Here is a 26,970-nt window from a genome sequence, read left to right on the forward strand (position 1 = left end):
ATCGGGTAAAATCGCCGTTTTTTCTTGCGAGAGCGCGGAGCAATGGTAGAAATCGGCATCGTCATGGGCAGCACCAGCGACTGGGAAATCATGCAGCACGCGGCCCGGCAATTGAAGGACTTGGGCGTCGGCTACGAAACCCAGGTGGTTTCCGCCCACAGGACGCCGGACTTGCTGTTCCAATACGCGGAAACGGCCCAAGCGCGGGGACTCAAGGCCATCATCGCCGGGGCCGGGGGCGCGGCCCATCTGCCGGGGATGTTGGCGGCCAAGACAACGCTGCCGATCCTGGGCGTGCCGGTGCCCAGCAAATATCTCAAAGGCTTGGATTCGCTGTATTCCATCGTGCAAATGCCCAAGGGCATCCCGGTTGCCACCTTCGCCATCGGCGAAGCGGGCGCGGTCAACGCCGGGCTGTTCGCCGCCGCCCTGCTCGCCAACCACGATCCCGCGCTCCAGGCCCGGCTGGCCGAATTCCGCCGGAAACAAACTGAAAGCGTCCTCGCCGCCGCGTTGCCAGAGTTGGACTGAATGCGCATCCCCTCCCTTTCCGAGCAAGAGACCCCGTTATGAAACACATCCTGCCGAATGCCATGCTGGGCATGTTGGGCGGCGGCCAACTGGGCCGCATGTTCACTATCGCGGCGCGGGCCATGGGCTACCGCGTCACCGTCCTCGACCCGGACCCGGAAAGCCCGGCGGGCGGTCTGGCCGATGTCCACCTCCGCGCCGCCTACGACGACCCGGCGGCCCTGGATGAACTGGCCGCGACCTGCGCCGCCGTCACCACCGAATTCGAGAACGTGCCAGCCGAGAGCCTCCGCCGCCTGGCCGAGCGCACCCGCGTCAGTCCTTCGGCGGACAGCGTCTCCATCGCCCAGGACCGCATCGCCGAAAAGCGCTATATCGCCGGGGCCGGTCTCGCGGTGGCCCCGTTCCTCGCCATCGAAACCGCCCAGGACTTGGAACAGGACTTGAGCGGCCATCTGCCCGGCATCCTCAAACTGGCCCGCCTGGGCTACGACGGCAAGGGGCAAATCCGGGTCGCGACCGTCGCGGAAGCCCAAGCCGCCTTCGCACAGCTGGGCCAAAAGCCCTGTGTACTGGAACGGCGCTTGAACCTCCAGACCGAAGTCTCGGTGATCGTGGCCCGCACCGGCCCCGGCGAAACCACCACCTTCCCGGTGGCCGAGAACCAACACGAAGCCGGCATCCTCGATATCAGCATCGTCCCGGCCAGGATTTCCCCCGATGTGGCGCAACGGGCGCGGGACATGGCTTTGCAACTGGCCGAAGCCATGGATTACCGGGGCGTGCTGGCGGTGGAATTCTTCGTGCTGGATGGCGACGAACTGGTCATCAACGAAATCGCCCCGCGCCCGCACAACAGCGGCCATTACACCCTCGACGCCTGCCTCAACGACCAATTCGAGCAGCAGGTGCGGACCCTGTGCGGCCTGCCGCCCGGTTCCACCCGGTTGCTCAGCCCGGTGGTGATGGTCAACCTGTTGGGCGATATCTGGCGCGACGACGAACCGGCCTGGGACAAACTCCTCAGCCTGCCCAACGCCAAGCTCCACCTCTACGGCAAGAAAACCGCCCGCATCGGCCGCAAGATGGGGCATTTCAACGTGCTGGGCGACGCGGTGGACAGCGCCTTGGCGCAGGCTTTGGAATTGAAGCGGATGTTGCAGAATCCGTAGCCCGGACGGGGCGTAACGGAATCCAGGGCATCCCGCCGCCCTGGGTTCCAGTTCCACCCCGGCTCAATCCCCCGCCAGCCCGAAGCTTCCACGATAGCCGAAAGTCCGCAAGTCCGCCCGAACCAGGGATGGCGAATAGCGAACTCCAGGCGCACCGCCCGCCCGGAAGCACCGCTTTCCACAATGACCGCATCCCCCAGCAAACACCCGCTCGAACAAAGATTCGGACACCATCGGATTCACCATAAAGCGGGTTTGGCCACCATCAAGCCAATCACCCCGACCATGGCCAGGAAGGCCGGGACGCCCAGCCAAAACCACAGCCGGGCATCGCGCCAATAGCGGGGATCGAGTTCGCGCCCCGCCGCCAGCGCGGCGGCGCAATCGTCGCGCATACGGATTTGCAGGTACACCACCGGCAGCCAGCACAAGCCCGCCACCAGATAAAGCCCCAGCGACATCAGCAACCAGGGCGCGGTCCAGGGATAACCATAGGCCTGGGCCAAGGCATAACCCGATAGCGGCTGGACCACCACCGTCGGCGTGGTGAATAGCCAATCGGCCAGCACCACCCGGCGGTTGGTATCACCCATGACCTTGAGGTCGCGGCCCAGGTCGGCGGTGAATTTGAAAAACGCGGTTCCCAGGCCGGTGCCAAACAACAGCATAGAGCTACAGATATGCACCCATTTCAGGAAGTGGATGTCCATCAAACGTCCTCCGCAGCGATCACAATCAAGGTGGCGACCATCAAAGGCAGGTTCTTGAGCAAGGGCGCGAACGGATGCCAGAGGAATTCCGGCAGATAGATTCCGATGACCACCGAATACAGCGCCATCAACCCGAGTTGGGCCGCGCCCACCCAGGGCACCCGCCAGCGCCACAGCAGCGCGATTCCCAGCGCAATATCCAGGGCCGCAGCCCCGTACAGCGCCAAAGGGGCCAAGCCGCCGGTGATGCCCACGCCCGCCAGCAAGGCATAGCTTTCCTCCTGCGGGAACAGTAGCGCCGACACCAAGCCGGACCCCAACCACAGCAAGCCCAAAGCCCAGCGCAGCACAGGCAGCAGGAACCGCAACGCGGCATATCGGCGCTCGGCGGGCGTGGCCGCGCCCGCCGCCAAGACCGCTGACAAATCCTGGGGTGGACGGCCCAAGCATTCGGCCAGGGCGGCGGGGTCGCCGGTATTGCCGCGCTCCAACATACGCAAGGTGTCGCCATTGAATGGCGTCGCGACCCACCGCCCGAAATTTTCGGCCAACCACAGCGCCAGGGGGAACGGAATCGATAAGCTGCAAGCCGATGCCCTGCCCTGCCAATGGCGCAGCACCGCCAGGATTTCGGCCAAGGCCATCGGCCTGGGTCCGACCACGGCGAGCTTGACCCGGCTGGGTGCGCCGGGCTCCAGTAGGCGCAACACGACCGCCACCACGTCTTCCACCGCCACGGGTTGCAAGCGCTGGCAGCCATCGCCCAACACAGGCATCACCGGCAGAGCCGCCAGCGCGGCCAACAGGCCCAGACTTTTGCCGCCGGGACCATAGGCCCAGGAGGGTTGCAGGATGACCCAGTCCAACTCCGTACCGGCCAGGAAATCGTCCGCCGCCTGCTTACTGAGGTGGTAACGGCTGAAGGCGGTTTCATCCGCGCCCAGGGCGGAAATCTGGACGACCCTTTTGATCCCGGCATGGCGGCAAGCCTCGAACAAGGCGATGGGTCCGTGTTCATGCACGGCCTCGAAACGGTTGTGCCGGTCCTCGGCGAGGATGCCAACGCTATTGATGACGGCGTCGATGTTTTCGAGATGCGGCAACCCATGACCGGGTTCGGAGGGCCGCGAAAAATCCAAGGCCAGCGCCGAACAGCGGTCGCGCCGGGGAAAATCTTGGGGACGGCGCACCCCCGCCACGACTTCATGCCCCGCCGCCAGCAATGCCCGCACCACATGCCCCCCGATAAACCCGGAGGCCCCCGCGACCAGGATACGCATGGCTATTCCTCCGTGATGGGGACCGCAGCCGGTCCCGGCGCGGCGCGATGGGCGAAATGCCAGATATTCCAGCCCACCGCCAACAGAGCGACGAAAATCCCCAGCAAAATCTGCAACAAACCCACGCGCAGGGCGTTGGCCAGCTGCTCATAACGGATTTCCTGTGGCATTTGGAACAGCATCACGCACAAGAGCGGCGCGAACAACAACATCAAATGGGTGAAACCCAACCAAAACCGCTGGCTCTCCGGCGAGCCGCAGATCAACCGCAAGCTCTCGGCCAGTGCGGGTCGGAGATAGAACGAAGTCGCGAGGGCGATCCCCACCGCAGTGGCAATCTCGAGGCAAAGCAAAGTCAAAGCGCTCATGGTATTTTCTCATTTATCGGATATTTCTGAATAGAGAGAAACACGCCGGGAAAATTTTTTGGGTCATCGCGTCATAGTGGCACCTCCCCGTTAACGGACCAATTTGAGCAATTGCTCGACCTTGGCCCCGAGTTCGACCAGCGCCACCAGCACGGGCCGGGGCAGGCGGCTGACTTGTTCATACCAAGCCATCAGTTTTTCCAGGAACACGGTCGTGGCCTGGATGCGCTGGATGGTCTCCGCCGGGGTTTCCCGGTCGTCGGCGCATTCCAGCACGCATTCGCGCAGCACCGTCAAAGTGGGGTCCAATTCGCGGCGCTTGCGGTTTTCGGCGATGGCGAAGCAGGTTTCCCATGGGTCGCCCAGCGCCTCGAAATGGTCGCGGCGGTCGCCCTTGATGTGCAGGAGCCGCACCAAGCCCCAGCTTTGTAGTTCGCGCAAGCTGGTGCTGACGTTGGAGCGGGCGATACCCAGGGTCTCGGCGATTTCGTCGGCGGGCATGGGCCGGGCCGCCAAATACAACAGGCTGTGGATTTGCGCCACCGAACGGTTGACTCCCCAGCGGGTACCCATCTCGCCCCAATGGAGGACGTATTTTTCGATCACGGGGGTTAGCTTCATAGTAATTTCAGAAATTTCTGTTGCTAAAGAAATAACCGAACCAAATGGGGCTGTCAATCCCTCAACCGTTTACGCCCCGGCCTTACCTCCACACTGGTTCAAGCCCCATCCCCACCGGTTCATTTTGACCACGCCCCCGCCGATACCCCCGGTCCATCCGCGCCAAGCCTTTGATTTACCATACTCCATGCAATGGCGCGAATCCTGCTAAGCGGTCGCCAAGACCCAGGCCCATGGGTTTCCATCCCCCGCCTGGCATCAGGAGCCTCCCCCTTCCCCCACCCCGGAGGCGTCCCTTTCCCCCATCTTGGTTCAAAGCCCATGTACAGAGCAAGCTACGACGCGGAATCGGCGGCCATCGCGGGCGGTACCCCGGCACACCGGTTCAGCTTGGACCCCGCGCTAGACCATATCGCCCATTGGCTACCCGCCCAACGGCCCATCAAGGATTTCGTCCACCACAACACCTTGCACGCGGTGCAGGACCGTCCCTTCCACGAAGGCGTGGCGCTGGCGGCGAAAATCTTCGGGGCCCACAGCTACCTGCCCCTGGCCGATTACCAAGCCCGCCACCGCTCGGGCCGGATCGGGGCGTTCGCCATCGACTGGGCCGTCGCCCGCGCCGAATCCGATCCCGTCAAGCGCGACGCCCTGCGCCGTTCGCTGTTCGAGCCGGACCAGACCGTGCATTACCCGCCGGTTTCGCTCGCCAACCACGGCATCCGGGAACGCTGGCTCACCCATATCGGCCTGAACCTGAACGCCCTGGTCCAACCCATATTGTTCCGCCTGACCGCGAATTTCCTGGACCAGGGCATCAGCCGCTGGACCGTCGCCCAGGCCGGGGAAAGCTTCTGGGATTGCGTGTGGCGGCTGGTGGAAGGCGGCTTCATCCCGCTGTACCCGTTCCAGGAACCCGAGGCCCGCGCCGCCATCAACCAAACCCCGGACGCGGCCATCCGCGCCTGCCTCGCCCGCATCGTGGGCGATGAAAGCCTGTACGAGCAATATCTGTTGGAAATGCTGCTGGCCCATCCGGGTTGGGCCGGGATGGTGCGGGTGATCGAGACCGCCCCGGACGCCCTCCTGGCCCGCCGCCGCATCACGCTGAAGGAATTCATCGCCCTGGAACTGGCGCTGGAACTGGCCTTCCTGCGCGGCAAGCGCGGCGCGGATTGCATCCCGGTCGCCGCGACGCCGGGCCTCGACCAAGTGGACCGGCTGGCCGACGCCCTGGCCCGGCCCGTGGTGCCGCTGCGGCTCAAGGTCTGGCACGAGGCTATGGAGTTCTCCCTGTACGCGGAATTGCTGCGGGCGCTGCCCGCAAAGGGCGGCACGGCCAAAACGCCGACCGCCACCGCGCCCACGGCCCAGGCGCTGTTCTGCCTCGACGACCGCGAATGCTCCTTGCGCCGCCATTTGGAAGAACTCGATCCGCGCATCGCCACCTATGGCGCGGCGGGTTTCTTCGGCATCGATTTCCTGTACAAGGGCATCGACGACGCCTATCCGGTGGCGCAATGCCCGGTGGTGGTGACGCCGCGCCATCTGGTGGTGGAATCGGCGGTCAACCCCGCCGAGGCCAAGAAAAAGCCGATCCAGACCGACTTCTCGAAACTGCACCTCAAGTCCAATTCGGCGTTGCGGGGCTGGATTTTCACCCAGGCCTTGGGCTTGGGCTATGCCGCCCGCTTGGCGTTCGAGGTGTTCCGGCCCGGCTCCAAACTGCCCAAGATCAAGCACCTCGGCGAAATCGATGCCCATACCGAATTGCACCTTTTACGCGAAAGCGACGAGCCGGACGAGCAAGGCCGCTTCCTGGGCTTTTCCTACGGCGAGATGGCCGACAAACTGGAAGGCATCCTCCGCACCATCGGCCTGACCCATGGTTTCGCGCCGCTGGTGGTGGTGGTGGCGCACGGGTCCAGCAGCGTGAACAACCCGCATTTCGCCGCCTACGATTGCGGCGCCTGCTCCGGCAAGCCGGGCGCACCCAATGCCCGCGCCTTCGCCCAGATGGCGAACGATGGCATCGTGCGCGGCCTCCTGCGCGAGCGCGGCATCGACATCCCGGACGCCACCCGGTTCGTGGCGGCCTTGCACAACACCAGCCGCGACGAAATCCAATATTTCGACCAGCACACCTGGGAACGGGAACCCCAAGGCTGGGCCGCGTTCCGGGCCACCATGGCCGAGGCGCTGCGCCGCAATGCCCACGAGCGTTGCCGCTGGTTCGAATTGGGACCGCAAGGCGCGGACCCGGAACTATCGCACCAGCATGTGCAATCGCGGGCGACCTCGATCTTCGAGCCGCGGCCCGAGTTGAACCATTCCAACAACCTGTATTGCGTGGTCGGACGCCGCCGCCTGACCGCCGACCTGTTCCTGGACCGCCGGGCCTTCCTGCATTCCTACGACCCGGATTCCGACCCGGAGGGCGATATCCTCCTGCGTATCCTCAACGCCATCATCCCGGTCTGCGGCGGCATCAACCTGGAATACCTGTTCTCGCGGGTGGATAACTCGGTCTACGGCGCGGGCACCAAGTTGCCGCACAACGTCATCGGGCTGCTGGGGGTCGCCAATGGCGTGGACGGCGATCTCAGGACCGGCCTGCCCTCGCAGATGATCGAGGTCCACGAACCGGCCCGGCTGCTCATCGTCATCGAGCAAAGCCCCAAGGTGATCCATGCCGCCTACCAGCGGCTGGGGGCGCTCCAGGAATGGCTGGATAACGAATGGGTGCGGCTGGTGTCCTGCCATCCCGATACACGGGAAACCCTGCTGTACACCCCGCATGGCTGGGAGCCGCTGGACCTGCCCACCGACATCCCGGTTCCCCAAGCCGCTTGCTCGCTCGATATCTTCCCCGGCCACACCCGCACCATCCCCGTCCACCGCCTCGTCAAGGAGTCCGTATGAATAGCTTGCTGGTGGCTTGCCAATTCCTGCCCTTGCTGGGTTGGCTGCTGATTTTCATCCTGGGCGGCAGCGAACGGCGGGTCGCCAATATCAGTTTCTGGGCCACCCACGCCATGGGCGCGGCGATCCTGGGGCTGTTGGCGACCTGGGCCTTCGAGGGCTTCCCGGCCTACGAATACCTGTGGGTCACGCTGTACGAACAGGCCGAATACCATTTCCATATCCTGTTCTACCTGGACAAGGTGGGCGCGGCCTATTTGTTCTGCACCTGGGTGATTTTCTCGGTCATCGTGCGTTATTGCCGGTATTACCTGCACCGCGAGTTGGGATACAAGCGCTTCTTCCTGACCATCTTCGGCTTCGTGTTCGGGCTGAACATGGTGATTTTGTCGGGTTCGCTGGATATGTTGTTCGCGGGCTGGGAAATCGTCGGCATCGCCTCGTTCCTCTTGATCGCGTTCTACCGGCACCGGGCGCAGCCGATCCGCAATGCCTTGCGGGCCTATACCGTCTACCGTTTCTGCGACCTGGGGCTGTTGCTGGGTGCCCTGCTGATGGATTTGTTCCTGCACGGCAGCAACCATTTCAGCCAACTGGGCGGGGTCTTCGGCCAGGGCGCGGTGCCGCCGGGCGGGGCTTTGGGCTTGTTCGCGCTGTCGCTGTGCCTGGTGGTCGCGGCCTCGGGGAAATCGGCCCAGTTCCCGTTCTGCTTCTGGCTGCCCCGCGCCATGGAAGGGCCGACGCCGTCGAGCGCGATTTTCTACGGAGCCTTGTCGGTGCATCTGGGCGTGTTCCTGCTGCTGCGGACCTTGCCGATCTGGGGCTTCGAGTTCCTGTCGCGGGCGCTGGTGCTGGGCATCGGCCTCCTGACCGTGATCGTCGCCAGCGTGGCGGAAAAGGCCCAGTCCAATATCAAGGGCCAGATCGCCTACGCCTCCATCGCCCAGGTGGGGTTCATGTTCATGGAACTGGCGCTGGGGCTGGAATCCCTGGTCTTGCTGCACTTCATGGGCAATACCTTCCTGCGCTGCTATCAACTGCTGGTCTCGCCCTCCATCGTCGCCCATTTGCTCAGGGTCGAAGGGGCCGCCGACACCGGCTTCGATATCAAACACAGCGCCTTCGCCCGGCATCTGCCGCGTGCCCTGCGCCACAGCCTGCCCGCGGCGCTGGAAACCACCCTGCAAGTCCTGGCCCTACAGGAGTTCAACCTGGAAACCGGGGTGAGGGCCGTGCTGTGGGAACCTTTGAAACGGGCGGGCGCGGCGGTCAACGCCATCGATCCCTGGCATAAGCTGGGCATGGCCTTGGCGGTCGTCGGCGTGGGTTGGCTGGGTTTCGAGGGCGGCATCCTGCCCCGGTCCTATCTGGCGATCCCGGCGGCGCTGGCGATGCTGATCGCTTCACTGGGCGCGTTCGCGGAAAAGCGCGATGTGTTCCGGGTGTGGAACCGGGTGGGTTTCAGCGGGCTGTTGAGCGGCGGCGTGGCCTGGCTGGCGGGCGACAACGCCACCGGCCATGTCGAGCTATTCCTGAGCGGTATCCTACCGGCCTGGTTCCTGGGATTGGGGCTCATGGCCCTGCTGCTCAAGGGCGACGACTTCGCCGCCGCGCCCTATGCCTACCGGGCCATGGCCGAGCGCAAGCCCGCGCTGTCGAGCCTGTTGTTCCTGTGCTTCCTGGGACTGGTCAGCTTCCCGGTCACGCCCGCCTTCATCGGCGAGGATTTGCTGCTCTACCATGTCACCGAGCATTTCCCCTGGCTGGTGGCCTTGATCGCGTTCTCGTTCGTGCTGAACGGCATCGCGGCGGCGGGCGTGTTCCAGCGGCTGTGCCTGGGCAGGCCGGTCGAGGTACGCGACCCGGCGGCGGGCAGCGAACCGGTGGCGGTTTGGCGACCGGGCTTGGCCGGAACCGGTTTCCTCCCGGAAAAATAAGCGTCCCCGCCCGCCCTCCATCCAAAGCCAAAGCCGGCCACCCGGCTTTGGCTTTTTCATGGCCCGGAGTGGCATGCGCTCAATGCGCCTCGTCCCAATTCCCGCCCACGCCCACCTCCACCAATAACGGCACCGCCAACTCCGCCGCCGCGCACATCAAGGCCCGGATTTCGGCGGAAGCCCGCGCCACCCCGTCTTCCCGCGCCTCGAACACCAGTTCGTCGTGGACCTGCATGATCATCTTGACCGCGCCGGGTTCGGACTGGCCTTGGATCCAGCCATCCACCGCGATCATCGCCCGCTTGATGATGTCCGCCGCCGTACCCTGCATGGGCGCGTTGATGGCGGTGCGCTCGGCATATTGGCGGCGCTGGGCGTTGCGGGAATCGATCTCCGGGATATAGAGCCTGCGCCCGAACAGGGTTTCCACGTAGCCGTTGGCCTTGGCGGATTCGCGGGTCTGGTCCATGAAGGCTTTGACGCCGGGATAGCGCCGGAAATAGGCGTCGATATAGGCCTGGGCCAAACCCCGCTCGATGCCCAATTGCTGGGCGAGGCCGAAAGCCGACATGCCATAGATCAAGCCGAAATTGATGGCCTTGGCCGAACGGCGCTGGTCCTGGGTCACTTGGTCGGGGGCCACGCCGAACACCTCGGCGGCGGTGTGGCGGTGGACATCGGCGTTGTCGGCGAAGGCGGCGCAGAGGTTCGGGTCGCCCGAAAAATGGGCCATGATCCGTAGCTCGATCTGGGAATAATCCGCCGCCACGATGCGGTAACCGTCCGGGGCCACGAAAGCCTGGCGGATACGGCGGCCTTCCTCGGTGCGGACCGGGATGTTCTGCAAATTGGGGTCGGACGACGACAACCGCCCGGTCGCCGCCACGGCTTGGTGATACGAGGTATGCACCCGGCCCGTGCCAGGGTCGATCATCTGCGGCAGCTTGTCGGTGTAGGTGGATTTCAGCTTGGCGACCGAGCGGTGGTCGAGGATCAAGCGTGGCAGTTCATAACCGTCGTCGGCCAGTTCGGCCAGCACCGATTCATCGGTCGAGGGCTGGCCTTTGGGGGTTTTCTTGAGGACCGGCAGATTCTGCTTATCGTAGAGGATGGCCTGGATTTGCTTGGGCGAACCCAGGTTGAACGGCTGGCCGGCGGCGGCATGGGCTTCCCGTTCGATCTCGGCCATGCGCCGTTCCAACTCGCGGCTTTGTTCGCCCAGCTTGAACACATCCACCAAGACCCCGGTCCGCTCGATCCGCGACAACACCGGCACCAGCGGGATTTCCACGCTTTCATACAGGCCGCGCAGGCGGTCCTTGGCTTGGACCAGGGGCCACAAATGTCGATGCAGGCGCAAGGTGATATCGGCGTCCTCGGCGGCGTAGCGCGCGGCTTCCTCGATGCCGACCTGCTCGAACGGGATTTGCTTGGCTCCTTTGCCGGCCACGTCCTCGTAGCCGATGGTGTGGTACTGGAGATAATGCAAGGCCAGGGAATCCATATCGTGGCGGCTGGCGGTGCTGTCCAGCACATAGGATTGCAACATGGTGTCGTGGCGGATGCCTTTGAGGGCGATGCCATGGTTGACCAGCACATTGGCGTCGTATTTGAGGTTCTGGCCCAGCTTGGCGCGACCGGGGTCTTCCAGCAGGGGCTTGAACCGTGCCAGCACGGCGGCGCGGTCGAGTTGGTCGGGAGCGCCGGGATAGTTGTGGGCCAGGGGCACATAGGCCGCGTGGCCCGGTTCCACCGCGAACGATAGCCCGACGATCTCGGCCCGCATGTAATCGAGGCTGGTGGTTTCGGTGTCGAAGGCGAACAGTTCGGCTTGCTGCAAACGGTCCAGCCACGTCTCCAGGTCGGCCTCGGTCAGTACCGTTTCATAGCGGGCTTCGCTCCGGGCGGCTTGTGGCTTGGCTTGCGGCGGCGGGGCGTCGCCGCCCGCGTCCAGTTGCTTGAGCCAGGCATTGAATTCCAATTGCACCAGCAATCCGCGCAGGACGGCGCGGTCGGGTTCGGCGCAGACCAAATCATCCGGCCCCAGGTCCAGCGGCACATCGCAGCGGAGGGTGGCGAGTTGGCGCGAGAGCGGAATCTTATCCAGCGCGGCCCGGAGGTTCTCGCCGACCTTGCCGGAAATGGCTGTGGCGTTCTCGATCAGGGCATCGAGCGAGCCATATTGCCGCAACCACTTGGCGGCGGTTTTCGGCCCAACCTTGTCCACGCCGGGGATGTTGTCCGCGCTGTCGCCGACCAGGGCCAGATAATCGACGATGCATTCCGGCGGCACCCCGAACTTCTCGATCACACCCGCGCGGTCCAGGGCCTTGTCGAACATGGTGTTTTCCAGTGTCACCCGGTCGCAGACCAATTGCGCCATGTCCTTGTCGCCGGTCGAAATCACCACCCGATAACCCAGCGCGGCGGCCTGGGTCGCCAGCGTGCCGATCACATCGTCGGCCTCCACCCCGGTTTCCACCAACAGCGGCAATCCCATGGCCCGGATGATGGCCCGCAAGGGTTCGACCTGGGCGCGGAGTTCGTCCGGCATCGGCGGGCGGTGGGCCTTGTAATGCTCGAACAACTCGTCGCGGAAGGTCTTCCCCGGCGCGTCGAACACCACGCCGATATGGCGGGTGGCGTGGGTGGCGACCAGTTTCCTGAGCATATTGGCGACGCCCAGCACCGCGCCGGTGGGCTGGCCCTTGGAATTGGTCAGGGGCGGCAGGGCGTGGAAGGCGCGGTACAGGAAGGAGGAGCCATCGACCAGGACCAGGGTTTTGGGGGTGGTTGCGGACATGGAGGGTGTTCGGGGAAGGATGGATGGAAAGGCGGGATTTTAGCAGTCCGCCGGGTCCTGGGCGGCGCGGATCGCCCTGCCATCATCGCATAACCGTTCCTACATCGACCTGACATACCGCCTTGTTAGCTTGCGCGGCGTTTTTATCCGCCAATCCCTTAACGAGGCCAATACCGCCATGTCACAATTCGACCGTCGCGACTTCTTGAAAATCATGGGCTTGGGTGCCACAAGCTCGATGCTCCCGGATAATATCGCCCGCGCCCTGGAAATCCCGGCCTCCAGCCCCACCGGCACCATCAAGGATGTCCAGCACATCGTCATCCTGACCCAGGAAAACCGCTCCTTCGACCATTATTTCGGCGTGCTGCGCGGCGTGCGCGGCTTCAACGACCCCCGCGCCGCGAAGCTGCCCAATGGCAAGCCGGTCTGGGTCCAACCCAATGGCGCGGGCGAACTGCTGCCGTTCCGGCCCGATGTGGAGAGCGTGGGCCAGATGTTCCTGAGCGACCCGCCGCATAGCTGGAACAACACCCATGGCGCGTGGAACTGGGGCAAGTACAACGACTGGATCGCCAACAAGGGCCAGGTCGCCATGACCTACCACACCCGCAAGGATATCCCCTACCACTACGCCCTGGCCGACGCCTTCACCGTGTGCGACGCCTATTACTGCTCGGTGATGGGCGGCACCGACACCAACCGCTACCACCTGTGGACCGGCTGGTGCGGCAACGACGGCCAAGGCGGCGGCCCGGTGATCTTCAACGACGAGGCGGGCTACGCCTGGCACACCTTCCCGGAACGCCTGCAAAGCGCGGGCATCACCTGGAAGGTCTACCAGGACATCGGCGACGGACTCAACGCCGACAATGGCAACTGGTGGGGCTGGACCGGCGACGCCTTCATCGGCAACTACGGCGATAATTCCCTGTTGTACTTCCACCAGTACCAGAACGCCCAACCCGGCGACCCGCTCTACGACAACGCCCGCACCGGCACCGAGATCAAAGCCCAGGGCCGCGACCCGCACAAGCTGCTGGAAGATTTCCGCGCCGACGTGCTGAACGGCACCCTGCCGCAAATTTCCTATATCGCCGCGCCCGAAGCCTATACCGAACATCCGAACTGGCCGGCCAACTGGGGCGCTTGGTATGTATCCCAAGTCATGGACGCCTTGGTCGCCAACCCCGAGGTGTGGAGCAAAACCGTCCTGTTCATCAATTTCGACGAGGAAGGCGGCTTCTTCGACCATATGGTCCCGCCCACCCCGCCGATGGACGTCACCCAAGGCGGTTCGACGGTCGATACCCTCAATGAAATCTATCCGGGCAATCCGCAAGACCCCCGCCAGCCGGTGCCCGCCCCCTATGGACTCGGCATCCGCGTGCCGATGCTGGTGGTGTCGCCCTGGAGCAAGGGCGGCTGGGTGAATTCGCAGGTGTTCGACCACACCTCGGTGATCCACTTCATCGAGGCGCGTTTCGGCGACGAGCATCCCGGCTTGGCCGAAACCAATATCACCCCGTGGCGGCGGGCGGTGGTGGGCGACCTCACCAGCGCCTTCGATTTCTCCAAGGCCAACGCCCGCAAGGTCAAACTACCCAAGGCGGCGTCCTATCTGCCCACCGACTTGGTCCCCCATCCCAACGATCCGTTGGTGCCGCCCACCCTGCCACTGATGCCGCACCAGGAAACCGGCGTGCGTCCGGCCCGCGCCCTGCCCTACGCCCTGCACGCCCACGGCAGCGTGCAGACCGCGAAGAAATCCTTCGCCATCGACTTCGACAACATCGGCCAGGCCACCGCCGTGTTCCAGGTCCGCTCGGGCCATGAACTGGACGCACCCCGTTGCTACACAGTGGAACCGGGCAAGCAGCTCGAAGGCGTCTGGAACATCGCCGCGGGCGGCACCACCGAATACGACCTGTCGGTCTACGGTCCCAATGGCTTCTACCGGGGCTTCAAGGGCGGGGTCGAGGGCCATGGCCGGGCCAACCTGGACGTGCAAGCGAGCTACGACGAACAGAAGGCCAATATCGCGCTGACCATCGTCAACCTGACCGGGCGCAAGCTGCGGGTATCGGTCCTGGACCAATACACCGGCAAGGTCTTCCAAAAGGCGATTCCGGCCCTGGAAGCGGTATCGCGCTCCTGGTCGCTGCGCGGCCAATATGGCTGGTATGACTTGGTGGTCACGGTGGCCGAGGACGCCGGTTTCGAGTACCACCTGGCCGGCCATGTCGAAAACGGCAAGGACAGCATCTCCGATCCGGCCATGGGCGGGCTGATCTAACCCCCCGGCGCGGAGGCGCGGCTCCCCGCGCCTCCGGCATGAAAAAGCCGCCCACGGCTGGACCATGGGCGGCTTTGTTTTCTTCTCCCCGTCACGGCCTAACGCTTGGGCTCGATCTTGTGCCCCGCCATCGCCTTGAGATAGGCCAAAACCTCCTGGATGATCGCCCCGCGGTTCTGGATGCCGGGATAGAAACCCACCATCTTGCTGTTATACCTGACCGATTGCGGGTCGGCGATGAAGCGGGCCAGCCAATCCGGCTGCCAGTATTCGGTGGCGCTGACCGGATAATTGAGTTCCGGGCCGATCTGTCCACCTTCGCCGTTCACGCTATGGCACTTGCCGCAGTGTTGCAGGAAGGCGGTGAAGCCCCGGTTGGCCTGCTCGGAAGCATCGGCGGGCGGCGCGGCGCGGGGGAATTCGCGCTCCAGCCGGGTGAGTTCGATGCGGGCCAGTTGCCAGGGCCAGCTCAGCCAGGCGTCGGTCTTGGCGGCGGGGTCGGCCTGGACATCCCAGACCAGCCAGTACGGGCCGGGTTGGACGCTCGCGCCGGGCGTGGGCTGGATCGGCGCGAACCCCGGCTTGCCCGCCTCGCCATAGGCCACCAAGCCGTGATGGGCCAGGATGGTCTCGCGCGGAATCAACGGGGCATAGCCGTCTTCGGTGCCGAACTTCACCAGATCGTAGCGCCGCCAGTCCGGGCCGAAACCCAGGTTCAATAGCTCCACGAGGTCGGCCCCTTGGTAGGTCGCGGGCTGGCCGTTGGCGATGTTCTGGGTGGCGAGGGCTTTGGCGGGCAGGGCTTTGAGCAGTTCGTCCTGGGCGATGCGCTTGACCTCCTTGCCCTCGACCAGGAACGAGAGATCGGCGGCATGGCTGGACTGGACGGCAAGGCAGGCGAGGAGCAGGATCGAACCCAGTTTGATGGCGGACATGGCGACCTCCGGCATGGGATTAAGGGGAGACCGGCAGCCAATATTCCGGGATGCCGGTCTGGGCGTATTCACGGCGCTTGGTGTCGCGGTCGCGCTTGGGATCGTCGGGACTCACGACCTCCATCACCAGATCGGCCCCGCGCCAGTAGGTGGCCTGCCGCCGGGCAAATCCAGGTATTCCTCCTCGCTCCAACCCCCTTGGGGCGGGAACAAGCGGGCCACGTCCCAGGCGGGTTCGGGGCTGTCCGGCAGGGTCTTGAGGGCGGCGCAACCCATGTCGGCCTCCTTATGGGTGGATGGGGCAGAGTCTACACCAGTAAAATCACGCTTCCATCCCCATCCCGCCGCCGCATTCCCAACCGCATGAATCCACAAGCCTCCACCGCGCCCGCCCCCCAAGGCCGCCGCCCCCTGTTCGCGGTGATCGACCGCATGGTCGCCTCCGAACTCGCCAAGACCCTGGGCGCCATCCTGCTGGTGCTGGTGGTCATCATCGTCAGCCGCAAATTCCTCAATATCCTCGCCAAGGCCATCGAGGGCGAGGTCTCGGGCGACACCTTGTTCCAACTGCTGGGACTCAAGACCCTCAGCGCCACCGCCGTGCTGCTGCCGCCCGCCACCTTCATGGCGATCCTGACCGTGATCGGCCGCATGTACCGCGACCACGAAATGGCGATCCTGGCCTCGGCCGGCGTCGGGGCTTGGCGCTTGTACCGGGCCTTGGCCTGGATGGCGGTGCCGGTGTTCCTGCTGTCGGGCTATTTGGCGCTGGACGTGATGCCCTGGAGCGAGCAAAAAGCCCAGGCCCTGATGAAGAAGGACGAGGAAAGCGCCGATATCCGCGGCATCAAGCCGGGGCGCTTCAACGAATTCAGTTCCGGCGACACGGTGCTATACGCCGAGGACATGGACGAGAACAACCTCATGACCAATATGTTCGTCCAGCGCCGCCTGGACAATGGCACCGAAGTCACCATCGCCGACCACGGCCATTTGCAGCACACCGAACTGGACGAATATTTCGTGGTGCTGAACGACGGACGGCGCTACCAAGGCCGACCCGGCCAGGTCGATTACATCGTCAGCGAGTTCGGGGAATACGCCGTCAGGATTCCGGGACCGGAGGAGGAAGCGGCGGAACTCAAGCGCGAGGCCAAAAGCACCCTGGAACTGATCCGCGAATGGACCCCCAAGGAATTGGCGGAACTCCAGAAACGGCTGGCCGTGCCCTTGGGCGTGGTGTTCCTGACCTTGCTGGCGGTGCCGCTGGCGCGGGTCGCGCCCCGCCGCGGGCCTTATGGCAATGTGTTCACCGCCTTCCTGATCTATGTGGTGTACGAGAACCTCCAGAAGATTTCCCAAGGCATGTTGATGACCGGGAAGATTCCGCTGTGGTTGAGCTATTCCGGCATCTATGCCTTGCTGACGGCGATCACCCTGGGCTTGTTCCTGAAGAACCTGGGATTCCGCTGGATCGCGCATTTATTCAAGAGGAGCGCCTGAATGTTGAGGACACTGGACCGCTATGTCGCCAAGGAAGTTATCAAGGGTGCCTTGATCGCCGTCACCGTGCTGTTGGCGCTGTTGAACTTCTTCACCTTCGCCGACGAACTGGGCGATCTGGGCGAAGGCGATTATGGGATGAGGCAGATTTTCGGCTACCTGGCCCTGACTTCGCCCAGGGCGTTCTACGAACTCATGCCCTCCGCCGCCCTGGTCGGGGGCTTGGTGACGCTGGGAGGACTCGCCAACAACCGCGAATTGATGGCGATGCAGGCGGCGGGCGCCTCGCGGGCGCGGATCATCCGGGCGGTGTTGATGGGCGGCTTGGTATTGCTGGCGCTTTCGGTGGCCGTGGGCGAACTGGTCGCGCCGGGTGCCGAGCGCGAGGCCAACGCGCTGAAATCCACGGCGCTCAAAAAACAGGTCGCCTCGCGCACCAAGTACGGGTTCTGGGTGCGCGACGGGAACATCTTCATCAATATCCGCCGGGTCGATCAACCGGAAAACCTCGGCGATATCAATATCTACGAAGTCTCGCCGGACAAGCGGCTGTTGCTGGCGAGCCACGCCAACAAAGCCATCTACGACGGCAGCCAATGGGGCTTGGTCAAGATACGGGCCAGTTATTTCCAGCCGGGGGAAGTCACCGCCGACTTGAAACCGACCATGGATTGGTCCTCGGTGCTGGCCCCCGACCTTCTGAACGCCTTCGTGATCCGGCCCGAGAACCTCTCCGCCTGGGAATTGGACCGCTATATCGACTACCTCCGGGAGAACGGCCAGAACCCGCTGCCGGTGGAACAGGCGTTCTGGGGCCGGATCGTGCAACCGGCGGTGACCTTGGTGATGCTGCTGGTGGCGGTGCCCTTCGTCCTGACCATCAAGCGCGAGGTCGGGATGGGCCAGCGCATCGTGGTGGGCGTGGTGATCGGGCTGGGCTTCTATCTGTTCGACCGCATGTTCAGCCATTTCGGCCTGATCTACGAAATGAACCCGATCTTCGCGGCCTCGTTCCCGACCGCCTTGGCGTTTTTGGGGGCGATGATCGGCTTGATGCGGATGCGGGCGGGCTGAGGTTCGCAATCCAATAGGATGGCGTGGAATCCGGGCTACCGGGCAGCCCACAAGCCGCCCGGCAAAAACAACCAACCCGCCCCACCATCATCCACCAGCCCCGCCCTCCCCTCCGCCGCCCGGATCACCGCGCCCACGCCTTCCACCAAGGCATAGGCGTCCAGCTCCGCCAAAGCCACCCACCGCGCCTCGGCCACATCGCTGGCCGGGACCGGCTCGGGCACGGGATCGGCGGCGGCCAGTTCCGCCAGGAAATCCACGATCACATAATGGAAGCCTTCCAACCGCCGCTCGGCCAGGGCCACGATGGGGCCGGGTTCGACCGCGAGGCCGGTTTCCTCCAGGATTTCGCGGCGGCAGCATTCGCGCAGGGTTTCGCCGGCTTCCTGCTTGCCGCCGGGCAGGGACCACCAACCCTGCGCGGGCGGCCCGCCCCGCCGCACCAGCAAGACCCGGCCCCGCCGGTCGAACACCACGGCACCGACGCCGAGGGCGGGTTTTGGGGGAAGGTTTTGGGTCGTCGCCATGGCGGGTGTCGCTCGCGGTGAAAAACCCATTGTAGCGCCCGGCTATTGAAAACGCGGTGGACAGCCCTATAGTGGAAACTTGTTTTCCCCTTCCACTTTAAGAGGTTATCCCCATGCCCATCTACGAATACCAATGCAAATCCTGCGGCCACGAGTTGGAAGCCATCCAGAAAGTCTCCGACGATCCCCTCAAGGAATGCCCGGCCTGCGGCGATCTGGAATTGACCAAGCTGATTTCGGCGGCGGGTTTCCGGCTCAAGGGCGGTGGCTGGTACGAGACCGACTTCAAGGGCGGCAAGGACAAGAAAAAAAACCTGGCCGGGGAAGGCACCAGCAAGCCGGAATCCAAGCCCGCCGCCGCCGATGCCTCATGAGCTTGTGCCACGGGCGACCGCCCCGTAAGATTCCCGCCTTTTTACTCACGGGAGACCCAGGCCATGCGTAGCCACCGATGTGGAGAACTGACCGAAAGCCACCTGGATCAAGAAGTTGATCTCTGTGGCTGGACCCACCGCCGCCGCGACCACGGCGGCGTCATTTTCATCGACCTCCGCGACCGGGAAGGCTTGGTCCAGGTCGTGTTCGATCCCGATTACGCCGACGCCTTCAAGCTGGCGGAAAGCGTCCGCAGCGAGTACGTGCTGAAGGTCCATGGCAAGGTGCGCCGCCGCCCGCAAGGCACCGAAAACCCCAACCTGGGCACCGGCAAGGTCGAAGTGCTGGCGACGGAACTGGAAATCCTCAACAAGGCCGAAACCCCGCCCTTCCCGCTGGAAAGCGAGGTCGAGGTCAGCGAGGAAACCCGGCTGCGCTACCGCTACATCGACCTGCGCCGCCCCGCCATGCAGCAAAAGCTCAGGATGCGGCGGGACATCACCCGCTCCCTGCGCGGCTTCATGGACGCCAACGGCTTTTGGGAAATCGAGACGCCGTTCTTGACCAAGGCCACCCCGGAAGGCGCCCGCGACTATCTGGTCCCGAGCCGCACCCACCAGAACCATTTCTTCGCCCTGCCGCAATCGCCCCAGCTCTACAAGCAATTGCTGATGGTGTCCGGCCTGGACCGCTATTACCAAGTGGTGCGCTGCTTCCGCGACGAAGACCTCCGCGCCGACCGCCAGCCGGAATTCACCCAGCTCGATATCGAAACCTCGTTCATGGACCAGGACGCCATCACCGACCTGATGGAGGAGATGATCCGCGCCCTGTTCAAAGAGGTGCTGGACGTGGAACTGCCCAACCCGTTCCCGCGCATGACCTATGCAGAAGCCATGCGCGACTACGGTTCGGACAAGCCGGATTTGCGCGTGCCCTTCAAACTGGTGGACGTGGCCGATTTGCTGACCACCTGCGAATTCAAGGTATTCGCGGGCGCGGCCAAAGACCCGGAAGGCCGGGTCGCGGCCCTGCGCCTGCCCAAGGGCGCGGAACTGTCCCGCAAGGAACTGGATGATCTGGCGGCTTTCGTCGCCATCTACGGCGCGAAAGGTTTGGCCTATATCAAAGTCACCGACCGCGCCGCCGGGATCGAGGGTTTGCAATCGCCCATCGTGAAATTCCTGCCGCCGGAGGCCGTGCTGGCGATCCTGGACCGGGTCGGCGCGGAAACCGGCGACGTGGTGTTTTTCGGGGCCGACAAGGCCAAGGTCGTAAGCGAGGCCATGGGCGCGTTGCGGCTCAAGCTAGGCCATGAGCGCGGCTTCGCGGAAGGCGACTGGAAACCCTTGTGGGTGGTGGATTTCCCCATGTTCGAGTGGGACGACAAGGACGGGCGCTGGTTCGCCATGCACCATCCCTTCACCGCGCCCAAGTGCGGCGTGGAGGAACTCAAAGCCGATCCGGGCAAGGCGCTGTCGAAGGGCTACGACATGGTGTTGAACGGCACCGAGATCGGCGGCGGTTCGGTGCGTATCCATCGCCAGGACATGCAGGACGTGGTGTTCAAGCTGCTCGGCATCGAGGACGAGGAAGCGCAGCAAAAATTCGGCTTCCTACTGACCGCGCTGAAATACGGCGCGCCGCCGCATGGTGGCATCGCCTTCGGCCTGGACCGCCTAGTGATGCTGATGAGCGGGGCCAACTCGATCCGCGAAGTGATGGCCTTCCCCAAGACCCAATCGGCCTGGTGTCCGATGATCGACGCGCCCGCGCCGGTGACGGATATGCAGTTGCGGGAGTTGGGGATTAAGCTGAGGAAGCCGCCGGAGGCCAAGGCGGTGGAAGCCAACTAAGCCGCGCAGGCACACGGGCGGGATGGGCGATGCTTATCCCGCCCGAATTGTTTATACCGGGAGGATTTTATGGAATGGGCGGACATTTGCCAAAACCCTTATCTCAAGAACCTGCCGTTCAAGATCCAAAGCGACAAATGGGGCAATATCCTGATGAGTCCCGCCACCAATGAACATGGGATTTATCAGGCCAATATCGTGCGCCTGATCGCCCGACTCAAGGCCGATGCCATGATTATCACCGAATGCTCGATACAGACGCCCGAAGGGGTGAAGGTCGCGGATGTGGCCTGCGCTTCGGCGGAATTCATGCGGCGCAACCGGGGGGCGAATCCTTATCGGGAAGCGCCTGAGGTTTGCGTCGAAATCCTGTCGCCCTCGAATACCGCGCAGGAAATGGACGAGAAGAAGGTGTTGTATTTCGCGGCGGGGGCGGAGGAGGTTTGGTTATGTGGGGCGGATGGGGGAATGATATTTTTCCGGGGTGATGGGCGGGTGGAATCTAGTGGGGTGGTGCCGGGGTTTCCTAGGCGGATTGAGTTATATTGGTTTTAACTATTTTTGAAATATATGCCAGAAAAATCATGGCGCGAAGCAATAATAAGGGTTCTCAAAGAGTCGGATAGCGCATTGCGCTATACCGACATTACCGAACAAATCCTATCTCGCGGCTATTATCAAACCGACGGTGCGACTCCTGAGGCGTCTGTGCGCGGCTGCATTAATTGGTCGATTAAGGATGAAGGAGATAGCTCACCCTTTGTTCGTGTTGGCAAAGGGACTTTTGGCTTACGCCAACAATCGACCCCTAACAATATGCTTGGAGAAACCACTACCAAATCCACAACAAGCCAACTTCAAACCTTCTCGGAAGATTCCGGCGATTCCATTATTCGTTGTTTTGGTATGTACTGGCAACAGGATTTAGTGGTTTGGCGTAGCGACTCAAAGTTATTCGGAAAACAGCAGTTACTAGCCAAAGCGGTGGATTTTGGCAAGCAGAAAGGAATTTACATCCTTTACGACCATCACACGGTGGTTTATGTTGGAAGGGCTATCGACCGGCCTTTGGGGAAGCGGCTCTACGAACACACCCTCGACAGGCTATCTGGGCGGTGGAATCGTTTTTCCTGGTTTGGATTGCTGGATGTTACCCAAGAGGGCAATCTTCGCGAACTTTCATTTAGCGCCACTTTGGCTTCCATGGTTGCCACTTTAGAGGCATTGCTGATCGAAGCCCTTGAACCCCCGCAAAACCGCAAGCGGGGTGATGATTTTTCGGCTATCGAATATGTCCAAGAGGTCGATCCCGAATTGAGAGAAAGACAAATTCAGGCAACCCTCCGGGCCATTGAGCAGAAACTCCGTGAAGGTCCATAAAACGGGTAGCAACCCGCCATCCCGTGAAAAACCTGCCCCACAGACTAGCGCCATATACCACATCCCACGCCGGAGATAACCCCATGGAACTATCCATCAACCAGCGTAGCCCCAATTAGCGCAGCGTAATCGGAGGCATGAAATCCGTGCGATTACGCTACGCTAATCGCACCTACCGTCTGACTACCGCGAAGCACATCATTTAGACTTGTCAGATTTCAACAGAGGATTTTCATCCTTATGTCCGCGCTAGCTTTCGATACCCATGAATTCATCAAAAAGCTCCGTGGAGCCGGTTTCAGCGAGGAACAGGCGGAAACCATCACGGACTTGCAAAAGGCGACCGTCACCGCGACCTTGGAACAGGCACGCCACGACTATAAACTGGATAATCTCGGCACCAAGCGGGATTTGAAAGAACTCGAAGTCAAGCTATCCCACGACATAGAGTTAATCCGTGCCGAACTGAAAAGGGATATTCTGGAAAATCGCCGCTTGATCGACCAAAGTAGCAAGGACTTGGCGAAATGGCTGGTCGGCGTCATCATCGGGGCGGGCGTGGTGCAAATCGGCTTCATTACGGCGTTGATGTTGAAGCTGGCGGATAAGCCGTAGCCCGCACCTAAAATTAACCTTATCCCCGCTCGCTCGCCCCCGCGAACAACTTGTACGCCGGATTCTGTGTCTCCTCCCGATAGGCGAAACCCACGGTATCGAGGAATTGCCGGAAGATTTTCCGCTCGGGCTTGGGCACCTGGATTCCCATCAATACCCGCCCGAACGCCGCGCCATGGTTGCGGTAATGGAACAGGCTGATATTCCAGCGCCCGCTCATCGCCTCCAGGAAATTCAGCAAAGCACCGGGCCGCTCGGGAAACTCGAAGCTGTAGACGACCTCGTGCAATAGCTTGGGCGCGTGTCCGCCGACCATGTAGCGGATATGCTCGACCGCCACCGCGTTGCCCGCCAAATCCAACACTTGATAGCCACGCTCCCGCAACCGGGCCAACAACTCCCGCCCATCCTCGCCGCCGGTCCTTATACCTACGAACAAATGCGCGGCGCTGTCGTCGGAATAGCGGTAATTGAACTCGGTGACGCCGCGCCGCCCCAGCACCCGGCAGAATTCCAGGAAACTGCCGGGCCGTTCCGGCGTGGTCACGGCCATCAGCAATTCGCGCTGTTCGCCCACCTCGGCCCGCTCGGCGACATGGCGCAGGCGGTCGAAATTGACATTCGCGCCGCTTTCGATGGCGATCAGGGTTTGGCCTTGGATGCCGGTGGTTTCGGCGTATTTCTTGGCCCCGGCCACGCCCAAGGCCCCGGCGGGTTCGGCCACCGAGCGGGTGTCGTCGAAAATATCCTTGATCGCCGCGCAAATCTCGTCGGTATTCACCGTGACCACTTCATCCACATATTGATGGGCGATATGGAACGGCTCGCGTCCCACCTGCTTCACCGCCACGCCGTCGGCGAACAAGCCCACCTGTTTCAGCACCACCCGCCGTTCGGCTTTCAGGGCGCGGCGCAGACCATCGGCATCGTCCGGTTCCACGCCGATGATCTTGACTTCGGGCCGCACGAATTTGACATAGGCCGCGATCCCGGCGATCAAGCCACCACCGCCCACGGGGACGAAAATGGCGTGGATATCGCCCTGGTGCTGGCGGAGGATTTCCATACCGACGGTGGCCTGCCCAGCGATGACCTCCGGGTCGTCGTAGGGGTGGACGAAGGTCAGGTTTTGCTCGTCGGCGAGGCGCAGGGCGTGTTCGTAGGCTTCGTCGTAGGCGTCGCCGTGCAGCACGGTTTCGCCGCCGAGGTTCCGCACCGCGTCCACCTTGATGGCGGGCGTGGTGCAGGGCATCACGATCAGGGCGCGGATGCCGAGTTTTTGGGCCGATAGCGCCACGCCCTGGGCATGGTTGCCGGCGGATGCGGCGATCACCCCGGCCGCGCGGGCGGCGGCGGACAGCCCGGCGATCTTGTTGTAGGCACCGCGCAGCTTGAAGGAAAATACCGGTTGCAGGTCTTCCCGCTTGATGAGGATGCGGTTGCCGAAACGGCGGCTGAGTCCTGGCGCGGCATCCAGGGGGGTTTCGACGGCCACGTCGTAGACCCGTGCGCGCAGGATGCGCTCGATATATTTGTGCAGCATCAAAATCTTAAAATCCCAAGAAAACCGGAAACAAGCCGGTATTATCCCCGAATCGACCCGTTAACCCCATGTTGGAGAGCAAAATGACCCAAGACCAGTTGAAGAGAAAAGTGGCGGAAGCTTCCTTGGAATATATCAAGGGCTATTCCGTGCTGGGGATCGGCACCGGCTCGACCGTGAACCACTTGATCGATTGCCTCGCCGACATCAAGAACGACATCGAAGCCACGGTCTCCAGTTCGGTCAACAGCACGGAACGCCTGAAGAAACTGGGCATCCCGGTGCTGGACCTGAACGAGGTCGGCACCCTCGACATCTACCTGGACGGCGCGGACGAGATCAACCCCCATAAGCAGCTCATCAAGGGCGGCGGCGCGGCCCTGACCCGCGAGAAGATCATCGCCGCCGCCAGCCGCAAGTTCATCTGCATCGCCGACGACAGCAAGTGCGTGGATGTCTTGGGCAAGTTCCCGCTGCCGGTCGAGGTCATCCCGATGGCGCGGAGCTATGTGGCCCGCGAATTGGTGAAGCTCGGCGGCCAGCCGGTCTACCGCGAGCATTGCGTCACCGACAACGGCGGCCATATCCTCGACGTGCATAACCTGTCCATCGTCGATCCTATCGCCTTGGAGAAGGCAATCAACAACATCGTGGGCGTGATTACTTGCGGGATTTTCGCGATGCGGCCTGCCGATATGGTGTTGTTGGCCACGGCGGATGGGGTGAGGAAGATCGATTAAACGTGCGGGCGGCGCGGCTATCGCGCCCGCGCCGCCAATAGCAGAACCTACTAAGATTCCACCCCATGCGGACTCCACGGCGAGCATTCCCCATATGTCGCTGTCTCCCAGGCATGGATCGCATGTTTCCGCGTTTCGCCCCAATGATAGCCGCCCAACCTGCCGCTTTGCTGGATGACGCGGTGGCAGGGAATCAGGAAGGCGACCGGATTTCCGCCTACCGCTTGACCCACCGCCCGCGCCGCGCCGGGGCGTCCCACGGCATCCGCGACCTGGGCATAACTGACCACCTTGCCCGGTGGAATCCGTAACAACGCCTTCCACACCATGGTTTGGAAATTCGTGCCGCCGACATGCAAGGACAGCGGCCCCGCCCCGATGGGTTTGCCGCCGAATAGCCTTTCGAGAATGGAACCCGGCCGATATTGGTTTTCCTTCAAGACCGCGCCCGGCCATTTCCTACGCAGGTTTTCCAGCGGTGTCACAGGGTCGGAGCCATCGAGGAATTCCAGGCTGCAAACCCCACGGGCAGTGGTGGCGATAAAAGCCCTGCCAAACGGGGTTTCCCCTAGGGCATAGCCAATCTCGATACCCCGCCCGCCGGTTTTGAATTCCCCAGGCGTCACCGCTTCCAGTTGGACAAAATGGTCGTATAGGCGGGAACCGCTACTCAACCCGACGGCATAGGAAACCTCCAGCAAGGTCCGCGATTCGCGCAATAATCGCTTGGCTCGCTCCACCGTCAACACCTGCAAGAACCGTTTGGGTGTGACGCCCGCCCAACGGCTGAACAGGCGCTGGAAATGGAAGGGACTCAAATGGACATGCGCCGCTATCTCGTCCAGGGCGGGCTGCTCATCCGCCCGTTGGACGATGTAATCGATGGCTTTGGCGATACGTTCGTAATCGGACATCATGGCCTCCGATAACGGAATATCAGCGGCGCAAGGAACGGGCAACCCCTATTTCCAAGGAATCCACCCCGATCATACGGCGCGCCGGAATATAGGATCGAAAATCCGATGGTCTGGTGCATGATCCGCTCCCAAGGGATATGCCAGTAGTTGGGCGGATTATAGGTATCGGTATCGGCCATGCCGACCCGGTTCTTGCGCTACTGAAAGCTCACCACACGCTGGCGAAGCCCGGCGGGGATTGTATGGTATGGCGGGATTTTGATTCGGCGGCGTGGCGGCTTTATGATCGGGAACCGTCGCATATCCCCATTTCAACCGGACATAAAAACCCATGCCTTTCACCCCCTTCCACCTGGGTCCCGGCCTCGCCCTCAAGGCCGTGGGCGGACGCCATTTCAGCCTGACGATGTTCGGCGTCACCCAGGTCGCCATGGACGTGGAACCCCTGGTCCACATGCTGCGCGGCGACTCCATCCTGCACGGGATCACCCACAGCTACGCGGGCGCGACCGTCATCGCCCTCGCCGCCCTATCGCTGGGACGGCCCTTCTGTTGGATGGCCCTGGCCTATTGGAACCGGATCGCCTCGTTGCGCTGGCTGAACGGGCTGCGGGTTTCCACCCGGATAGGCTGGATTCCGGCGCTCACGGGCGCTTTCCTCGGCGCGTATTCCCATGTGTTCCTCGACAGCCTGATGCACGCCGATATGCGGCCCTGGTGGCCGTTCGCCGCCGGGAACGGCCTGCTCGACGCCATTCCGGTGGGCTGGCTGCATCTGCTTTGCTTGGGCTTGGGCGTGATGGGCGCGATGGTTCTGGTAGCGGTGTTTGTCTGGAACAAAATCGCCATCGAAACCTGAGCCGGG

25 protein-coding genes are annotated in these 26,970 nt (G+C 62.9%); 14 read left to right on the top strand and 11 right to left on the bottom strand.

Features of this window, described 5'->3' with window-relative positions:
- Positions 1-42 precede the first annotated feature (42 nt).
- Positions 43-531: a 5-(carboxyamino)imidazole ribonucleotide mutase gene (gene purE, locus K5658_RS14840; RefSeq protein ID WP_221063891.1), complete on the top strand. Its 489-nt coding sequence runs from the start codon at positions 43-45 to the stop codon at positions 529-531.
- Between the two features lie 38 nt (positions 532-569).
- On the top strand, positions 570-1,703 hold the full coding sequence (locus K5658_RS14845; RefSeq protein ID WP_221063892.1) for a 5-(carboxyamino)imidazole ribonucleotide synthase: 1,134 nt from the start codon (positions 570-572) through the stop codon (positions 1,701-1,703).
- Between the two features lie 239 nt (positions 1,704-1,942).
- Here the strand turns inward: K5658_RS14845 and K5658_RS14850 are convergent, their stop codons facing one another.
- The 4 genes from K5658_RS14850 to K5658_RS14865 form a co-directional block, all read right to left on the bottom strand.
- Entirely contained in the window at positions 1,943-2,413 is a 471-nt protein-coding gene (locus K5658_RS14850) for a DUF2269 family protein (protein WP_221063893.1), read from the bottom strand.
- The gene (locus tag K5658_RS14855) at positions 2,413-3,693 is read right to left on the bottom strand and encodes an SDR family oxidoreductase (protein WP_221063894.1); all 1,281 of its coding nucleotides are present in this window, start codon (positions 3,691-3,693) and stop codon (positions 2,413-2,415) included. The genes K5658_RS14850 and K5658_RS14855 overlap by 1 nt, the downstream gene beginning before the upstream one ends.
- 2 nt (positions 3,694-3,695) lie before the next feature.
- On the bottom strand, positions 3,696-4,061 hold the full coding sequence (locus K5658_RS14860; protein WP_221063895.1) for a hypothetical protein: 366 nt from the start codon (positions 4,059-4,061) through the stop codon (positions 3,696-3,698).
- A gap of 90 nt (positions 4,062-4,151) precedes the next feature.
- Positions 4,152-4,682 (bottom strand): GbsR/MarR family transcriptional regulator, encoded by a 531-nt coding sequence (locus K5658_RS14865; RefSeq protein WP_221063896.1) that lies wholly within the window; start codon positions 4,680-4,682, stop codon positions 4,152-4,154.
- A 321-nt stretch (positions 4,683-5,003) separates the two neighbouring features.
- Here K5658_RS14865 and K5658_RS14870 point away from each other — a divergent pair, with 321 nt between their 5' ends.
- Together K5658_RS14870 and K5658_RS14875 are read left to right on the top strand one after the other, a co-directional pair.
- On the top strand, positions 5,004-7,604 hold the full coding sequence (locus K5658_RS14870) for a YbcC family protein (RefSeq protein ID WP_221063897.1): 2,601 nt from the start codon (positions 5,004-5,006) through the stop codon (positions 7,602-7,604).
- Entirely contained in the window at positions 7,601-9,541 is a 1,941-nt protein-coding gene (locus K5658_RS14875) for a proton-conducting transporter transmembrane domain-containing protein (RefSeq protein WP_221063898.1), read from the top strand. The genes K5658_RS14870 and K5658_RS14875 overlap by 4 nt, the downstream gene beginning before the upstream one ends.
- A 79-nt stretch (positions 9,542-9,620) precedes the next feature.
- Here the strand turns inward: K5658_RS14875 and polA are convergent, their stop codons facing one another.
- Complete coding sequence (gene polA, locus K5658_RS14880) at positions 9,621-12,344, bottom strand: DNA polymerase I (protein WP_221063899.1); 2,724 nt, start codon at positions 12,342-12,344, stop codon at positions 9,621-9,623.
- Positions 12,345-12,522: 178 nt separating this feature from the next.
- Between polA and K5658_RS14885 the strand changes: the two genes are divergently transcribed.
- Positions 12,523-14,640 carry a phosphocholine-specific phospholipase C gene (locus K5658_RS14885; RefSeq protein ID WP_221063900.1) on the top strand — a complete coding sequence of 706 codons (2,118 nt, stop codon included), beginning with the start codon at positions 12,523-12,525 and terminating at the stop codon, positions 14,638-14,640.
- A 98-nt stretch (positions 14,641-14,738) separates the two neighbouring features.
- Here the strand turns inward: K5658_RS14885 and K5658_RS14890 are convergent, their stop codons facing one another.
- The 3 genes from K5658_RS14890 to K5658_RS14900 are packed head-to-tail and all read right to left on the bottom strand — an operon-like array spanning position 14,739 to position 15,851.
- On the bottom strand, positions 14,739-15,575 hold the full coding sequence (locus K5658_RS14890) for a c-type cytochrome (protein WP_221063901.1): 837 nt from the start codon (positions 15,573-15,575) through the stop codon (positions 14,739-14,741).
- A gap of 19 nt (positions 15,576-15,594) precedes the next feature.
- Positions 15,595-15,699, bottom strand: a complete 105-nt coding sequence (locus K5658_RS14895) for a Uma2 family endonuclease (protein ID WP_221063902.1) — start codon at positions 15,697-15,699, stop codon at positions 15,595-15,597.
- Complete coding sequence (locus K5658_RS14900) at positions 15,699-15,851, bottom strand: hypothetical protein (RefSeq protein WP_221063903.1); 153 nt, start codon at positions 15,849-15,851, stop codon at positions 15,699-15,701. The genes K5658_RS14895 and K5658_RS14900 overlap by 1 nt, the downstream gene beginning before the upstream one ends.
- A gap of 87 nt (positions 15,852-15,938) precedes the next feature.
- Between K5658_RS14900 and lptF the strand changes: the two genes are divergently transcribed.
- Positions 15,939-17,078 carry an LPS export ABC transporter permease LptF gene (gene lptF, locus K5658_RS14905; RefSeq protein ID WP_221063904.1) on the top strand — a complete coding sequence of 380 codons (1,140 nt, stop codon included), beginning with the start codon at positions 15,939-15,941 and terminating at the stop codon, positions 17,076-17,078.
- Positions 17,079-18,152: an LPS export ABC transporter permease LptG gene (gene lptG / locus K5658_RS14910; protein ID WP_221063905.1), complete on the top strand. Its 1,074-nt coding sequence runs from the start codon at positions 17,079-17,081 to the stop codon at positions 18,150-18,152.
- A 35-nt stretch (positions 18,153-18,187) separates the two neighbouring features.
- On the opposite strand, the gene K5658_RS14915 is transcribed toward lptG, so the two are convergent.
- Complete coding sequence (locus tag K5658_RS14915; RefSeq protein WP_221063906.1) at positions 18,188-18,679, bottom strand: NUDIX hydrolase; 492 nt, start codon at positions 18,677-18,679, stop codon at positions 18,188-18,190.
- A gap of 113 nt (positions 18,680-18,792) precedes the next feature.
- Here K5658_RS14915 and K5658_RS14920 point away from each other — a divergent pair, with 113 nt between their 5' ends.
- The 5 genes from K5658_RS14920 (at position 18,793) to K5658_RS14940 (ending at position 22,905) form a co-directional block, all read left to right on the top strand.
- Positions 18,793-19,053, top strand: a complete 261-nt coding sequence (locus K5658_RS14920; RefSeq protein WP_221063907.1) for an FmdB family zinc ribbon protein — start codon at positions 18,793-18,795, stop codon at positions 19,051-19,053.
- A 63-nt stretch (positions 19,054-19,116) separates the two neighbouring features.
- Entirely contained in the window at positions 19,117-20,910 is a 1,794-nt protein-coding gene (gene aspS, locus K5658_RS14925; protein ID WP_221063908.1) for an aspartate--tRNA ligase, read from the top strand.
- 69 nt (positions 20,911-20,979) lie between these two features.
- Complete coding sequence (locus K5658_RS14930; protein ID WP_221063909.1) at positions 20,980-21,465, top strand: Uma2 family endonuclease; 486 nt, start codon at positions 20,980-20,982, stop codon at positions 21,463-21,465.
- 15 nt (positions 21,466-21,480) lie between these two features.
- Positions 21,481-22,290 (top strand): HTH domain-containing protein, encoded by an 810-nt coding sequence (locus K5658_RS14935; protein ID WP_221063910.1) that lies wholly within the window; start codon positions 21,481-21,483, stop codon positions 22,288-22,290.
- A 240-nt stretch (positions 22,291-22,530) separates the two neighbouring features.
- Positions 22,531-22,905, top strand: coding sequence for a CCDC90 family protein (locus tag K5658_RS14940; protein ID WP_221063911.1), 375 nt, complete (start codon positions 22,531-22,533; stop codon positions 22,903-22,905).
- 19 nt (positions 22,906-22,924) lie between these two features.
- Here K5658_RS14940 and ilvA read toward each other — a convergent pair whose 3' ends face one another.
- The gene (ilvA, locus tag K5658_RS14945; RefSeq protein WP_221063912.1) at positions 22,925-24,448 is read right to left on the bottom strand and encodes a threonine ammonia-lyase, biosynthetic; all 1,524 of its coding nucleotides are present in this window, start codon (positions 24,446-24,448) and stop codon (positions 22,925-22,927) included.
- Positions 24,449-24,531: 83 nt separating this feature from the next.
- On the opposite strand from ilvA, the gene rpiA reads away from it, so the two are divergent.
- Positions 24,532-25,188: a ribose-5-phosphate isomerase RpiA gene (gene rpiA / locus K5658_RS14950; protein WP_221063913.1), complete on the top strand. Its 657-nt coding sequence runs from the start codon at positions 24,532-24,534 to the stop codon at positions 25,186-25,188.
- A 50-nt stretch (positions 25,189-25,238) separates the two neighbouring features.
- Here the strand turns inward: rpiA and K5658_RS14955 are convergent, their stop codons facing one another.
- A complete protein-coding gene (locus K5658_RS14955) occupies positions 25,239-26,102 on the bottom strand; it encodes a bifunctional transcriptional activator/DNA repair enzyme AdaA (protein WP_221063914.1) in 864 nt (287 codons plus the stop codon).
- 334 nt (positions 26,103-26,436) lie between these two features.
- Between K5658_RS14955 and K5658_RS14960 the strand changes: the two genes are divergently transcribed.
- Positions 26,437-26,964 carry a DUF4184 family protein gene (locus K5658_RS14960; protein WP_221063915.1) on the top strand — a complete coding sequence of 176 codons (528 nt, stop codon included), beginning with the start codon at positions 26,437-26,439 and terminating at the stop codon, positions 26,962-26,964.
- Positions 26,965-26,970: the final 6 nt, after the last annotated feature.

The sequence above is a fragment of the Methylomagnum ishizawai genome, from assembly GCF_019670005.1.
Lineage (GTDB): Bacteria > Pseudomonadota > Gammaproteobacteria > Methylococcales > Methylococcaceae > Methylomagnum > Methylomagnum ishizawai.

Coding starts and splice junctions, on each gene's coding strand:
- purE (WP_221063891.1), top strand. CDS start 43: ATGGTAGAAATCGGCATCGTCATGGGCAGCACCAGCGACTGGGAAATC.
- K5658_RS14845 (WP_221063892.1), top strand. CDS start 570: ATGAAACACATCCTGCCGAATGCCATGCTGGGCATGTTGGGCGGCGGC.
- K5658_RS14850 (WP_221063893.1), bottom strand. CDS start 2,413: ATGGACATCCACTTCCTGAAATGGGTGCATATCTGTAGCTCTATGCTG.
- K5658_RS14855 (WP_221063894.1), bottom strand. CDS start 3,693: ATGCGTATCCTGGTCGCGGGGGCCTCCGGGTTTATCGGGGGGCATGTG.
- K5658_RS14860 (WP_221063895.1), bottom strand. CDS start 4,061: ATGAGCGCTTTGACTTTGCTTTGCCTCGAGATTGCCACTGCGGTGGGG.
- K5658_RS14865 (WP_221063896.1), bottom strand. CDS start 4,682: ATGAAGCTAACCCCCGTGATCGAAAAATACGTCCTCCATTGGGGCGAG.
- K5658_RS14870 (WP_221063897.1), top strand. CDS start 5,004: ATGTACAGAGCAAGCTACGACGCGGAATCGGCGGCCATCGCGGGCGGT.
- K5658_RS14875 (WP_221063898.1), top strand. CDS start 7,601: ATGAATAGCTTGCTGGTGGCTTGCCAATTCCTGCCCTTGCTGGGTTGG.
- polA (WP_221063899.1), bottom strand. CDS start 12,344: ATGTCCGCAACCACCCCCAAAACCCTGGTCCTGGTCGATGGCTCCTCC.
- K5658_RS14885 (WP_221063900.1), top strand. CDS start 12,523: ATGTCACAATTCGACCGTCGCGACTTCTTGAAAATCATGGGCTTGGGT.
- K5658_RS14890 (WP_221063901.1), bottom strand. CDS start 15,575: ATGTCCGCCATCAAACTGGGTTCGATCCTGCTCCTCGCCTGCCTTGCC.
- K5658_RS14895 (WP_221063902.1), bottom strand. CDS start 15,699: ATGGAGGTCGTGAGTCCCGACGATCCCAAGCGCGACCGCGACACCAAG.
- K5658_RS14900 (WP_221063903.1), bottom strand. CDS start 15,851: ATGGGTTGCGCCGCCCTCAAGACCCTGCCGGACAGCCCCGAACCCGCC.
- lptF (WP_221063904.1), top strand. CDS start 15,939: ATGAATCCACAAGCCTCCACCGCGCCCGCCCCCCAAGGCCGCCGCCCC.
- lptG (WP_221063905.1), top strand. CDS start 17,079: ATGTTGAGGACACTGGACCGCTATGTCGCCAAGGAAGTTATCAAGGGT.
- K5658_RS14915 (WP_221063906.1), bottom strand. CDS start 18,679: ATGGCGACGACCCAAAACCTTCCCCCAAAACCCGCCCTCGGCGTCGGT.
- K5658_RS14920 (WP_221063907.1), top strand. CDS start 18,793: ATGCCCATCTACGAATACCAATGCAAATCCTGCGGCCACGAGTTGGAA.
- aspS (WP_221063908.1), top strand. CDS start 19,117: ATGCGTAGCCACCGATGTGGAGAACTGACCGAAAGCCACCTGGATCAA.
- K5658_RS14930 (WP_221063909.1), top strand. CDS start 20,980: ATGGAATGGGCGGACATTTGCCAAAACCCTTATCTCAAGAACCTGCCG.
- K5658_RS14935 (WP_221063910.1), top strand. CDS start 21,481: ATGCCAGAAAAATCATGGCGCGAAGCAATAATAAGGGTTCTCAAAGAG.
- K5658_RS14940 (WP_221063911.1), top strand. CDS start 22,531: ATGTCCGCGCTAGCTTTCGATACCCATGAATTCATCAAAAAGCTCCGT.
- ilvA (WP_221063912.1), bottom strand. CDS start 24,448: ATGCTGCACAAATATATCGAGCGCATCCTGCGCGCACGGGTCTACGAC.
- rpiA (WP_221063913.1), top strand. CDS start 24,532: ATGACCCAAGACCAGTTGAAGAGAAAAGTGGCGGAAGCTTCCTTGGAA.
- K5658_RS14955 (WP_221063914.1), bottom strand. CDS start 26,102: ATGTCCGATTACGAACGTATCGCCAAAGCCATCGATTACATCGTCCAA.
- K5658_RS14960 (WP_221063915.1), top strand. CDS start 26,437: ATGCCTTTCACCCCCTTCCACCTGGGTCCCGGCCTCGCCCTCAAGGCC.